Origin of the sequence: Lactiplantibacillus sp. YT640, assembly GCF_049745435.1 — a bacterium.
Taxonomy (GTDB): domain Bacteria; phylum Bacillota; class Bacilli; order Lactobacillales; family Lactobacillaceae; genus Lactiplantibacillus; species Lactiplantibacillus plantarum.
Genome location: NZ_JBMNVY010000045.1, coordinates 1 through 12,328, shown reverse-complemented (window position 1 = coordinate 12,328; position 12,328 = coordinate 1). Strand labels below are relative to the sequence as shown.

Below are 12,328 nucleotides of genomic sequence, written 5' to 3'. Positions count from 1 at the left end.
CTAAATATCATAAGGGAAGGCATTCCCTATTTCTATACAATTCAGAAATCTTTTATGCATTTACACAAGATATTTTACGCTCTCAACTTCTGCTTCATCCCTAATGAGTACTCTTTTGCCAGGGTGTCAATGTACCCAGACATCTTCAGTAGATTCACTAAATATTCTAGGTCTTGAGGGTCCCGTGAATAGAGCGTCATGTTCTGACGTCCCGTTAAAAAGGGATAAATAGCGGGATGTTCAATTAATGCGCCAACATTAGTAAGCGCAGCATGATTGGCCTCTGTAACCGGAACGTGATCAACCAAAATGACGCCATCAAACTTAGTGAGACCTAAGATAGTCTTCATAATTGTGGTCTTACCAGCCCCGTTTGGACCGACCAGTCCCACAATGTCTCCCGGATTAAGGGTAAAGGTAGCTTGTTTAATAATCTGCTTACGTTGAATAAACGTATTAACGTCTCTCAAAGTCAACATATGAATCTCCTCCAAACTTGTTCTAATCCTTTACTCTTAATTTCAATCATCTTCCAATTACTTACAAGCAATTAAAGCCAGATATTCCGCAAAAGAAGAGGCAAATTCACGCAACTAAGGGTTACGCAACTAGGCCTGAGAACTGCCACATTAGGCATTCAACAGGTTGCGCTGCCAAAGCACTAACGATAAGGCTATAGAATGCCAATCTCTGTTCAAATGGTTCCAAGATGAACATTCTGCCCTGTGTAAGTCACCTTTCATTCCACCAAAGTAACATCCTGAAATGCTGAACCTAAAATTATTTCAAAAAAAGAGACAATCCTAAGTATTGGATTACCTCTTTTAACTTGAAACCTATTTACTTACCACATGGTCCTCGTCCAACATATACTGAAACGCCACTTCACCAGTCAACAAGTTGGCCTTGAATAACCCTTGATTACCGTTGTTCTCGTCACCCATGACAACAAAATATGTTGCACCTTCATCAACGACGTGCTGGAAACTAAGGTAATTACCTTTAAATCCTTACTTCCGGAACAAACCAATAATTCAAATCATTTCACGTTGTGTTACTTCTGCTGCTTTTACACTCATATTTAACTGTAACTCCAATTCTTTTTTTACTCTTATTTTGAAGTTTTGAATGCTGGCTTATTGCCAGCATCCACGTAACTATCAGTTAGGCCGAAAACATAGTACCCCCCCTGAGTCTGGATTTACTCCAACTCAGGGGACTCACTTTATATAATAGGAATTATGATACAAATCATCCAGAAGTGCTGATAAATAGTAAGCATAAAAGAACATTAAAAAATGGCGACTTAACTTCAAAGAAAATTTATTTTGCTGTTTGAAATCTTTAACAACTAACTGTCACCGTGAAGATTCGTTCGTTAACCATCTCTTTAAACATTAACGATTGGACTAATATTTCCATCAGCATTAATATGTGGTCAAATATTCTGGAGGCAATAAAAATGAAATTTAAATTCAAAAAAATTTTTATCGTAGCTTTAGATTCTGGATTTCTTTACTTCTCTTTATTTCTGTCCTGATGCATTACAGTCATGGATTTGAATCCACTACCGATATATTTTGGGCCATCTTTATTCTTGGTACCTGCCTTTACGGCATGTTATCAGAACTATTTTTACAGAAAAAGAGTGGTTGACAGTAGGTACAATCAGATGATCGAGTTAAAAAATCCAAAGATGAGAATCTCTGGCTGGCACTAAAGTGCCCCCCCCTGAGTCTGGATTTACTTCAACTCAGGGGGGGGCACTTTATCTCTTTCATCATGAAAATAACGACTACGCTTTTATACTAATTATCAGGTATCTATTTACTTACCACATGGTCCTCATCCAACATGTACTGGAACGCCACGTCACCAGTCAATAAGTTAGCTTTGAACAAGCCCTGGTTACCATTGTTTTCGTCACCCATGACCACGAAGTACGCGGCACCTTCATCAGCCACATGTTGAAAACTCAGGTAGTTCCCCTTGAAACCTTGCTTGCGGAACAAACCAATAATCCGGATCATTTCACGTTGTGTCACTTCATCTGCTGCTACTTTTTCACTCATATTTAGCTTTAACTCCAATTCTCTGCTTTATTCTCATTCTGCCGTTTTGGGAGCTGGTCTTATTTCCAGAAATTACTCTTATCAGACCTCAGCGCCCAAAAAAGCACTCCCCTGAGACAGCGGAGTGCTCCAAAAAACTAGTAAATAACTATTAAATTATTTGCCTAACTTTTCCTTACCAAGAACCTTTAACTTTTCATCAAAGTCATAGACAACTGGTTCGCCAGTAGCCATTTCAAGGTCCATGATATCATCATCACTGATTTGTTCGATGTACTTGCTTAAGGCACGTAATGAGTTACCGTGGGCAGCAATGATTACATTCTTGCCATCTAATAACTTAGGTGCGATTTGGTCTTCCCAGAAAGGCATAACGCGTTCCAAGGTAACCTTCAAGTTTTCGCCACCAGGGACGATGTTAGGGTCTAAGTCAGCGTAACGACGATCGTTAACGGCTGAACCTTCATCATCGGCACTCAATAATGGAGGTAAAACATCATAAGAACGACGCCAGATATGAACTTGGTCGTCACCGTATTTTTCAGCGGTTTCCTTCTTGTTCAATCCTTGTAATGCACCATAATGACGTTCGTTTAAACGCCAAGTCTTGGTTTCTGGAATCCAGAGTTGGTCGGATTCTTCAAGCACATAGTGCAAAGTCTTGATGGCACGAGTCAAAACTGAAGTAAAGGCGTAATCGAATTCTAAGCCTGCTTCTTTAACTTTTTGACCAGCAGCCTTAGCTTCTTCAACACCCTTTTCGCTTAAATCAACGTCAACCCAACCAGTAAATTGGTTAGATAAGTTCCATTCACTTTGACCGTGACGAATCAATACTAATTTTGCCATAGCAGTTAATGACCTCTTTCTTAAGTTATTTACTCACCCTATTTTACACTGAAAAAGCGAAAAATCAAAACAATATCAGCGCTTATTTTCAGAATCCGGGTGGAAAGTAATCGTTTTTTTCAGATTAATGTTAGGTCGCGGCCGGTGAACCGGTTTCACGCCGATGATGTCCAAAATAAAGTTAAAAATCGGTACACCGACGATCAATCCCCAGACACCAAACAGACGCTCACTCACTAGCAATACGACAAACGTATAAAAAATGGGCAGCTCCGTGCGACTCGACATAAACTTGGGATTCAAGACATAGGCTTCTAGGGCGTGCACAACCAAAATCATTAAGAGCATATAGACCACGTAGCGCAACCCACCAACCGAATAGGCAATCAAGCTCAGCGGTACGACTGAAATGATCACCCCAGCGACTGGAATCAGACTTAAAATAAAGATCATTAATCCCAAGCTAATCAGTTGAGGCATCTTCAAGATTGCCATGAAGGTCACCGTAATCACCGTATTGACAATCGCAATCAAAAACTGTGCTTCCAAAACAACGCCAAAGCTATTCACAAACTTTTTGGCAAAGAAATGGACGTCTTGAAAGAACCAGCCAAACGTACTAGTCAAAAAGCGCTTCGTGAAGACCCGCATCTGATGATCCTCAATCGTAAAGAAGAAACTTAAAATAAATGATAAGAAGAAGGTTAGTCCCATATTACCAATATTAGTAATATACTGGAACACAACTGAAATGCCGCCCTTCAATTGTTTGAGTATATCCGATTCTTGAAAATACGATGTCACCCACGTCAACACTTGGTTAGTATCATGTGATGGGTTCTGATAAAACCGATAGACTGATTCAAACGTCAAAAAAGTTTGTTTGATCAACTGCGGTAAATAAATCGATACAGCAAAGTAAATTCCAAGAATGACTAGTGCGTAGACCACTAGGACAATGATCGTCGGTGGAATCTTCACCCACCGCCGAACTGCCCGAACTAACCGCGTCACTAAGAACGTAAAAATAAACGTTAATAAAATAATACTCATCATACTTGATGCCAAGTATAGCGTTAACACAATCAACGCCAATACGCAGGCGCGCCGCCAGCGCACATTTCGTATTAACTGTGACCAAAATTCCACAAAATCCACCCCTCTACTATCCCTTACTCCTATTCTAACGGAAAGTCTCAGCAATAAAAATTAAAAGGCCGTTGTGAATCAACAAAAAACGTGTCAAGTTTATCACTAATCGCACGATAAACTTCACACGTTCGTTTAAATAAACACTTAATAACTTATGAGAACTGCATCTTTAAGCTCTCTAATCCTAGTGCTTGGTGAATAATAACTGAGGCGCCACCCAACAAGGCCGCCGATTGTACGTTCTTGGTTGCAATGATTGGAACTTGCCGGCTTGGCGAAGTTAGCTTGGCCGTGCTCTCCCGAACATTAGTCAATAGTTGTGGCAAGATTTCTAGAACGGTCGTGTTCAACACAACCACATCCGGCGCGAACGCCGTGGAAACATTCGCAATCACTTTAGATAGATAGTAAACAAAGTCATCGAAGACCTTTGTCACTTCCGGATCATGATTGATGTAGTCATGCTTGACCGTCGTTAAATCTAATCGTTCAACATGCTTGATGGCCTTCAACCGAGCCCACAAGGCTTTTTCAGAAGCATAATCGTTAACTGATGCCAAGTGGTCCTCAACGTGCCGATCTTCTAACAAAGCAGTCCCCACTTCACCTGCTTCGCCTTCATGACCAGAATATAGTCGCGAATCAGCCACGATGCCCGCATGAATCTGATCGCGAACGACTACCGAAACCACGTTATCGAAAATCTCGTTGTCATGGAAATCACGTTCAAAAACGGCCGTTAAGTTAGCTTTCTTTTCCAGAACAACCGGAATCCGTAGCTTATCACGTAAATACTTTGCTAGATCAAAGTGTGTTAGTCCCTTGATCGGTGTCTTGAGAATTTTATTCTCATAAATAATCCCATCCAGCGCAATGGCGACCCCCATCAGACCATGAATCGTACCATAGTCATCAACGTTCCGTAATTGATCTTCAATCAAATCAATGACATCCGTCAACGTCATATCGCTCGTCTTAAAGCTTTGAAAGTGCAAAATTTTACCATTCAACCGTGAATACATAAGTTTGACTGCGTCAGCTGTCATGTCAATGCTGGCCACAAAACCATAGTTCACGTTCAGCTCAGCCATCACTGGTTTACGACCGCCGTTTTTCGTGCTGACACCACAGCCAATTTCCTTGATGAACTGGGTCCGCAGTAGCTGATTATAAATATCTGAAACCGTCACTTTATTCAAACTCAAGTTCCGTGAAATCTGGCTCCGGCTAATCGGTCCTTCGTTAATAACCTGCTGCAGAACTTGCTTTTCATTCGTACTGCGCATTACATGTTTATTAATAATCATACTGAATTTCGATGCCCACCATTGACAATCGAACTACTTTACCAAATCATGTTAATTTGGTCTGCCATTAATTCAATCATCAACGGGCACCTTAACCCCCTAATCTGTTAATATTCTATAGCATCAAACAAAAATAGTACACAAAATAGTCAATTTTATACCCATTTTGACATATGAACGTTAAAAAAAGGTCAATACCGATATAAAATGACCGCCCCCGTAGAACCAAAATATCAAGAACGAAAACTTTCCGTCCTTACTCCTACATTCTATAACAGTTTTTATAAAAAAATCACCGATTGACACCTAAAAGTAGGTGTTTTATCGATGATTGTTAAGTGGACTTCCATACTGTTATTAAATTGTTTATATTACTGCAACGACCTCGCTGCTTGCGCCAGAGACATATGTTGTAAACTGGCTTGTTGTAAAATGGCCTCGATTTGGGCATCCGTATACTGGCTAGCATTAAATCCAGCTTGCGCTAGCTCCGCACGCGTTGCCTGAATCTGATCAGAGCTATAATTCATCGTTTGGGCAGCTTGCGCCAGTGAGAGGTGTTGCGCCGCTGCTCGTTGCAGAATAGCACGAATTTGGGCATCACTATAACTACTGCCGTCGAGCCCTTGCGCGGTCAACTCAGCACGAGTCGTCTGCACTTGACTGTCACCATAACTGTTGTTAGCTGCAGCTGACGAGCCCATCGAATGGTTAGCTGAGGAAGTTGATGATGAAGCAGCCGCCTGCTGTTTAGTGGTTGGCGTGCGTTGCGTTTGTTGCTGACTTCCGGTCATCCCCGTAACCGCTTGTGCCGCACTCGGGATCACCGGCGCTGAACCGGTCAATGTCTTGAGTGACGCATTATTTTGTTTCTGTAAATCCAACACATTTTTCCGAATATCCTGATAGTAACGTTGCTTAAACGCCTTATCCTGCAATAACTTAGCAATTACAACGTTAGAATCCGTAAACTCATTCGCTTTATTCAGCTCAGCAGCTTTCTGATACTGTTGTTGATAAGTCTTGCGTTTTTGTTGCACTTTTTTTATTAAGGCAAGTTGTTCTTGGGCCTGATTAATTAACGTAACTGCACCGTGCTTGGTCGTCTTAACCGTCATAAAGTCACGTTTAGCCATGTCAAATTTCCGCGCAGCCAATGCTTCTTGACCAGCCACATAAGTCTGGGTCTGGGTTAAATACCGTTGCGCCTCAGTACTACTAGCTTTCGTTCTGGTCGCATGTGTAAAACTCGTCTCCGCTAACGTATAATTCCGCGCTTGCAGTGCCCGCTCACCAGTTCGCATTTCAGCCGTGTATGAGTCTTCCTGCAGACGGTACCGCGTATATGAATAACTACCAACCCCCACAGCGATAATTACTGCAAACACGATCCACATCCATCTTTTCATCACGACACCCCCATCAACTGATTTTGTAATTAATTTATTATAACATGTTTACGAATCAGGTCGCGATTCGTTGTGCTTACAAAACTGTTTTCATAAGCGTATAATAATTAGTGTATTTTACGAAGAAAGGATCCTTATTGCAATGCTAGAAAAAACCTTTTACCACACCCTTCTAAGCCACTCATTCAATATGCCCGTCACAGTCAACTACTGGGATGGAAGTAGTGAAACTTATGGTGAAGGCACACCAGAAGTCACGGTGACTTTTAAAGAAGCCATTCCAATGCGTGAAATCACCAAGAACGCTTCAATTGCCCTTGGTGAAGCTTATATGGATGGCAAAATTGAAATTGATGGCAGTATTCAAAAATTAATTGAATCGGCCTACGAATCGGCAGAAAGTTTCTTCAACAATTCTAAGTTCAAGAAGTTCATGCCTAAACAATCTCACTCTGAAAAGAAGAGTCAACAAGACATCCAAAGCCATTACGATGTGGGTAACGACTTCTACAAGATGTGGCTTGATCCAACCATGACCTATTCTTGTGCTTACTTCAAACATGACACTGATACATTAGAAGAAGCCCAGATTCATAAGGTTCATCACATCATTCAAAAGCTCAACCCACAACCTGGCAAGACCTTACTAGACATTGGTTGCGGTTGGGGTACGTTGATGTTGACTGCCGCTAAAGAATACGGCTTAAAAGTCGTCGGGGTCACGTTATCACAAGAACAATATAACCTAGTTGCTCAACGCATCAAGGATGAAGGCCTCAGTGATGTTGCTGAAGTCCGGTTACAAGATTACCGTGAACTTGGCGACGAAACTTTCGACTACATTACCAGTGTTGGGATGTTCGAACACGTCGGTAAGGACAACTTAGCAATGTACTTTGAACGCGTTAACCACTATCTTAAAGCTGACGGCGTTGCCTTATTGCACGGCATCACCCGGCAACAAGGTGGCGCCACTAACGGTTGGTTAGATAAGTACATTTTCCCAGGTGGCTACGTTCCTGGGATGACCGAAAACTTACAACACATTGTTGACGCCGGCTTACAAGTCGCTGACGTTGAAACCCTCCGTCGCCATTACCAACGGACGACTGAAATCTGGGATAAAAACTTTAACGCTAAGCGCGCTGCCATCGAAGAAAAGATGGGCGTGCGCTTCACTCGCATGTGGGATCTCTACCTACAAGCCTGTGCCGCTTCCTTCCAGTCTGGTAACATTGACGTCATGCAGTACCTCGTAACTAAAGGTGCTTCATCACGAACCTTACCAATGACCCGGAAATACATGTATGCGGATAACCGAATCAATAAAGCTTAATTAAATGCCAAAATACCAACTATCTCGATTATTTCGAAATAGTTGGTATTTTTTTGACCATTTTTCAGGAATGACTGACAACTAGCTTTCAGTCACCGCCATGCGTACCCAACCCAAGATCTGATGGTAGATGAGTAACGATCCTAGGAAGAAAGCGGCCGCTAAACCGGCGGATGTCGGTAGTTTGTTAAACATATTGGCTGGTAACACTAAGGCTAATAGTGGAAAGGCATACGCTGCTGGCAATTGTAAGTTAAGCGCCCGTAACCACAAATACACAAGTGGTAAGGCAATGACCGTCGTTAATAGCCACGAAGCAATCAATAGGTGAATGCCGACCCCAATACTAGCAGCAGCCGACAATGCAAGCCACTGCTTAAGTGCGGTCGTTACCGTATATTCAGACTGTTGAGCCGCTTCAAAGAAAACGACGATCACGGGTGGGATTGCGGCCATCTGGGACTGTCCCGCTAGCCAAACAATACCCACCCAGACAAAAACTAGGCTGATAAAGCCGAGCATTTGCCAGCGACTAGCAGAAGCTTCGGTTACCCGTGAGATTGATCGCGGTCGTTGAATCCAAGCCCCAATCATCAGGCAAATAGTCCAGAAAAAGATGGCTACGATAAAGGTCCAGTGCGTTGCATTAATGATAATTGGCAGTAAGCCAGTAGCAAAGGCTGGCGCCAAATTCGATTTTAACCCCTTCAATAATAATAGCATCAGTAATAGACCGACAAGCACTTTGAGGGCGTACGACCAAGGTAGTTGATTGACTAAGAAGCCAATAATTGCAGTTCCAGATGGTACTAAGAATAACTTTAAGGGTTGCCGAGTCCACGCCGTCTTACGATAAACCCACGTCCCGGCTGTCAGAGCACCGATTTCGGGTAAAATGATTTCCGCATCATGTTGCAATGTGGCACTCGCCACCATTAATAGAATGAAGCTCCACCCAGCTAAGTATCGCCAACCATCGCTTTGCTTTAAATCCATTTCGACAAAATATTCCTTTCTTATATTTAATTAGATATATTTATATTATCAAACGTCAACGACTAGCATTGTACCATAAATACAATCGTCTCCTCAAATAATCCTGAAAACACATCAACAGTTTTCAGGATTATTTTCAACCACTTTCCTGACCTCTAAATCAAAATTCGACTGAGTAAAGTCTTACCCAGTCGAATTCAGTCGTCGCGCCAACGCAGTCAGAAAATTATGCATTTTGCATAAGCCTTTTGATAACTAAACGGTTATGCTATTTATCGTACTAGTAATTGGTTAACCAGCCTACGTACACTAGCCGTTACGGCCTAACATCAAAAATATGAAGATGGCTTCTGCTACTCGTAACCACCACCGATATCGGTGCCAACGTAATACCGACCAATGGTGTTTTAACCACTGATTGGCATAGTGCGCAATCAGTGGCGCCCCGATAATCATAAAACCCTCGGTCCAAAAATCGACGCGGGCGGGCCAAGTCGTGTTATCAAAGCCAGCACCAATGGTCGCAACTACGAGCAAGATGTAGAGGCCCCACAAACTGATTTGTAAAGGTCGTTTGACTTTCGGCCACCATTGCCGGGCCTGTATTCGCTTAATCATTGATTGACGGTGCGGCCGATAATGCTCATGACCAGGTAACGCTGCTAACATTGCAGTCGCACTTTGATATCGTTGCTGTGGGTCTAGGGCCGTGGCCTTCATAATAATCGGGGCCCATGTTGAATCCTGTGTCAGTGTCGTTGTATCTAACGGCCCGCTCGGCTCTTGACCAGTCAACAAACAGTTTAGAACGACCCCTAACGAATATAGATCGCTCCGTTGATCCGTTTGGGCGAAGCCATAGTTTTCAGGTGCGGCAAAACCGATCGTGCCTAATAAACGAGTATCACTGTCTTGCTCAGCATGATATTGTCGCGCTGCGTTGACGTCAATCAAATAGTAGTGATCCCGATAACACATCACGTTACTTAGTTTAAGGTCCCGATGCACAATTTGTTGTTGCCCCAACGCCTGTAGCGTTATCAACAATTCTTGTGCGACGCGCACCGTCATTTCGGGGGAAAACGGTCCTTGTGTTGCCAATCGATCCGCTAGTGTTTGACCATTAATTAAGGTCTCAACACTTACAATGCAATCAGCCGCCGTTAATAATGCTTCGATCCGGGGCATTCGGGGAATTGGCTGCTGCTTCAAACGCTGTAGAACAGGAATATTATCAGGATTTACTAGTTTAGCTACCGAAACAACCTGTTGCTTCTTAACCAGTAACGGAAACTCGCGTTGCGCAACTAATGGTCCTAGTGGTTCATAACCAGCCGTACTTAACAATTGCATTGCTTGAACAATCGGTAACACCGTGACACCCCCCTTTTTATCAAAATTACTAACTTTTATCATAACCATACTTTTGGAGGAATTACAATGTCAAAATATCAGAATAACGAAGTCACACCAGTCGCACCCCATTCGCGAACAGCCGAATTAGTTTTAGGAATTATTGGCGGTATCTTCGGTATCATTGCCGGCTTACTGGCGATGACCATCGGCGGCATCGGTAGTGCTTTAGAAACCAGCGGATCGGCTGGGGTCAGCAATCTTGGCGTTGGCTGCATTATTGTCTCTGTCCTCGCGATTATTTTAAGTGTCATGATTAACCGCAATCACGTTTTAATGGGCTGGTTGATCATCCTTTGTGGGATTCTTAACTTCGTCTTTGTCAGCTTCTTCGGGATTCTAAGCGGTCTGCTCATTGTTATTGCGGGCGGCTTAGCACTAAGAAAGTAGGTAAGCTCATGCAAAAAACGAAAGCTTGGTATCAAAAATGGTGGGCGTGGGTCCTGATTCTCCTTGGCATCTTCTTTGTCATCAGCCTCGTCAATTCTCCACAAGACGGTAAAAACTCACAAGCAGCGACGACCAAAAAGACCAGCGCTAGCAAGTCCACCGCTAAGGAAACCCCGGCAAATACGATTTATAAAGTCGGGCAGACAGCCACCATCGATCACGTGCAAGTAACGGTTAATAATGTTAAAACCGCAACGACGCTCAATGATGTTCAGCCTAAAACTGGCAATCAATATTATACGGTCACCGTAACATTGAAAAATAGCGGTAGAGATAAAGTCAGCTATAACCCGTTTGACTTTAAAATCAAGGCCGCCGGTAACCAAACTAGCCTAGATGAGATCAACATTGATGAAAATAACCAATTAGATAGTGGTGACCTGACCGCTGGTGGCTCTGTCAGTGGTACCATGACTGGTCAAGCCAAAGCAGATGGGTCCGTTGAACTCATCTACAATCCCAGCTACTTCAGTGATCGGCATTTGACCTTTAAATTACAGTAGTTTCTGGTACACTAATACTAATTAAGAAGGAGTATTAGGGGGGCACTAACCGTGGTAGAACGCGCAACTAAGGAACTATTTAACGAAATCAAACATGCAAGTGAGGCCGACCAATTTATGACAAATATGGCCAATAGTTTTATTCGTACCAATCCGGCGGAATACCTCGCCGAGCTTATTCAAATCAAACACGTCACTAAAAGCCAAGTCATTCGGCGCGCTAATCTAACGCCCTCGATCGGTTACCAGTACTTCGATGGCAAGCGCCGACCTAACCGGGCTCGCATCATCGCCCTCGGATTCGGTTTTCAACTGACCCTGACCGAGCTTAACACGATGCTCAAGCGAACTGGTTACGCCGTCCTTTATGCGAAGGATGAATGGGATGCTCTGGTCATCTTCGCACTTAGTCAGCGCTTTGATCTTAATCGTACTGATGAACTACTTTATCAATACGGTCTAGGCACGATTACCGACGAAGATTAGCGTAGTTGCCATCATCCTCACTAATGTCCTATGTCAGACTCACGCCAGCTAAAAGTTCGGCATAACCAGGTTTTAGAATAATAAAAGACCAGGCCCTAATGAGCATTCAACTCATTAGGGCCTGGTTTGCTCAATCTAGGTCAAAGATAAAAATGATGGTTTCAATCAATACAATGAACGGGATGTATCGAACAAATAAGATAAAGTACCAGAAGGCCTCGTTAAAACTCACAACATTGAATCTAGTTATCCCTAGAATAATCAAACAACTAACTAGGGTCCGTCTTAAAACTACTTAAGTAAGATGCAAATTGAGGCAATGTAGACCGTAGCCAGATAAACATGAGCGAGCTTA

11 protein-coding genes and 1 pseudogene are annotated in these 12,328 nt (G+C 42.8%); 4 read left to right on the top strand and 8 right to left on the bottom strand.

Annotation, left to right across the window (positions count from 1 at the left end; translation table 11 throughout):
• Positions 1–83: 83 nt before the first annotated feature.
• From ACOV1R_RS14720 to ACOV1R_RS14695, 6 genes and pseudogenes are all read right to left on the bottom strand, one after another.
• A pseudogene (locus ACOV1R_RS14720) lies at positions 84–479 on the bottom strand (ATP-binding cassette domain-containing protein); the annotation flags it as partial.
• 1,344 nt (positions 480–1,823) lie between these two features.
• Positions 1,824–2,072: a hypothetical protein gene (locus ACOV1R_RS14715; RefSeq protein WP_003642404.1), complete on the bottom strand. Its 249-nt coding sequence runs from the start codon at positions 2,070–2,072 to the stop codon at positions 1,824–1,826.
• A gap of 156 nt (positions 2,073–2,228) precedes the next feature.
• Positions 2,229–2,921 carry a 2,3-diphosphoglycerate-dependent phosphoglycerate mutase gene (locus tag ACOV1R_RS14710; protein ID WP_003642405.1) on the bottom strand — a complete coding sequence of 231 codons (693 nt, stop codon included), beginning with the start codon at positions 2,919–2,921 and terminating at the stop codon, positions 2,229–2,231.
• A 75-nt stretch (positions 2,922–2,996) separates the two neighbouring features.
• Positions 2,997–4,070, bottom strand: coding sequence for an AI-2E family transporter (locus tag ACOV1R_RS14705; RefSeq protein ID WP_003645342.1), 1,074 nt, complete (start codon positions 4,068–4,070; stop codon positions 2,997–2,999).
• 155 nt (positions 4,071–4,225) lie between these two features.
• Entirely contained in the window at positions 4,226–5,380 is a 1,155-nt protein-coding gene (locus ACOV1R_RS14700) for an ROK family protein (RefSeq protein WP_011102065.1), read from the bottom strand.
• 371 nt (positions 5,381–5,751) lie between these two features.
• On the bottom strand, positions 5,752–6,789 hold the full coding sequence (locus tag ACOV1R_RS14695) for a hypothetical protein (protein ID WP_015380969.1): 1,038 nt from the start codon (positions 6,787–6,789) through the stop codon (positions 5,752–5,754).
• A 142-nt stretch (positions 6,790–6,931) separates the two neighbouring features.
• Here ACOV1R_RS14695 and ACOV1R_RS14690 point away from each other — a divergent pair, with 142 nt between their 5' ends.
• Positions 6,932–8,125, top strand: coding sequence for an SAM-dependent methyltransferase (locus tag ACOV1R_RS14690; protein ID WP_003642409.1), 1,194 nt, complete (start codon positions 6,932–6,934; stop codon positions 8,123–8,125).
• Between the two features lie 81 nt (positions 8,126–8,206).
• Here ACOV1R_RS14690 and ACOV1R_RS14685 read toward each other — a convergent pair whose 3' ends face one another.
• Together ACOV1R_RS14685 and ACOV1R_RS14680 are read right to left on the bottom strand one after the other, a co-directional pair.
• Entirely contained in the window at positions 8,207–9,121 is a 915-nt protein-coding gene (locus ACOV1R_RS14685; RefSeq protein WP_003642410.1) for a hypothetical protein, read from the bottom strand.
• 309 nt (positions 9,122–9,430) lie between these two features.
• Complete coding sequence (locus ACOV1R_RS14680) at positions 9,431–10,537, bottom strand: serine/threonine protein kinase (RefSeq protein WP_021357081.1); 1,107 nt, start codon at positions 10,535–10,537, stop codon at positions 9,431–9,433.
• Between the two features lie 24 nt (positions 10,538–10,561).
• Between ACOV1R_RS14680 and ACOV1R_RS14675 the strand changes: the two genes are divergently transcribed.
• Genes ACOV1R_RS14675 through ACOV1R_RS14665 form a run of 3 tightly spaced genes read left to right on the top strand, consistent with a single transcriptional unit; the run spans position 10,562 to position 11,973 of the window.
• The gene (locus tag ACOV1R_RS14675) at positions 10,562–10,924 is read left to right on the top strand and encodes a DUF4064 domain-containing protein (RefSeq protein WP_003642412.1); all 363 of its coding nucleotides are present in this window, start codon (positions 10,562–10,564) and stop codon (positions 10,922–10,924) included.
• An 8-nt stretch (positions 10,925–10,932) separates the two neighbouring features.
• Entirely contained in the window at positions 10,933–11,487 is a 555-nt protein-coding gene (locus tag ACOV1R_RS14670; protein WP_003642413.1) for a DUF4352 domain-containing protein, read from the top strand.
• A gap of 51 nt (positions 11,488–11,538) precedes the next feature.
• Positions 11,539–11,973 carry a hypothetical protein gene (locus ACOV1R_RS14665; protein ID WP_015826011.1) on the top strand — a complete coding sequence of 145 codons (435 nt, stop codon included), beginning with the start codon at positions 11,539–11,541 and terminating at the stop codon, positions 11,971–11,973.
• Positions 11,974–12,328: the final 355 nt, after the last annotated feature.

Bases quoted from the DNA above. Each gene is read 5' to 3' on its own strand.
- ACOV1R_RS14715 (WP_003642404.1), bottom strand. From the start codon at position 2,072: ATGAGTGAAAAAGTAGCAGCAGATGAAGTGACACAACGTGAAATGATC.
- ACOV1R_RS14710 (WP_003642405.1), bottom strand. From the start codon at position 2,921: ATGGCAAAATTAGTATTGATTCGTCACGGTCAAAGTGAATGGAACTTA.
- ACOV1R_RS14700 (WP_011102065.1), bottom strand. From the start codon at position 5,380: ATGATTATTAATAAACATGTAATGCGCAGTACGAATGAAAAGCAAGTT.
- ACOV1R_RS14695 (WP_015380969.1), bottom strand. From the start codon at position 6,789: ATGAAAAGATGGATGTGGATCGTGTTTGCAGTAATTATCGCTGTGGGG.
- ACOV1R_RS14690 (WP_003642409.1), top strand. From the start codon at position 6,932: ATGCTAGAAAAAACCTTTTACCACACCCTTCTAAGCCACTCATTCAAT.
- ACOV1R_RS14685 (WP_003642410.1), bottom strand. From the start codon at position 9,121: ATGGATTTAAAGCAAAGCGATGGTTGGCGATACTTAGCTGGGTGGAGC.
- ACOV1R_RS14680 (WP_021357081.1), bottom strand. From the start codon at position 10,537: ATGATAAAAGTTAGTAATTTTGATAAAAAGGGGGGTGTCACGGTGTTA.
- ACOV1R_RS14675 (WP_003642412.1), top strand. From the start codon at position 10,562: ATGTCAAAATATCAGAATAACGAAGTCACACCAGTCGCACCCCATTCG.
- ACOV1R_RS14670 (WP_003642413.1), top strand. From the start codon at position 10,933: ATGCAAAAAACGAAAGCTTGGTATCAAAAATGGTGGGCGTGGGTCCTG.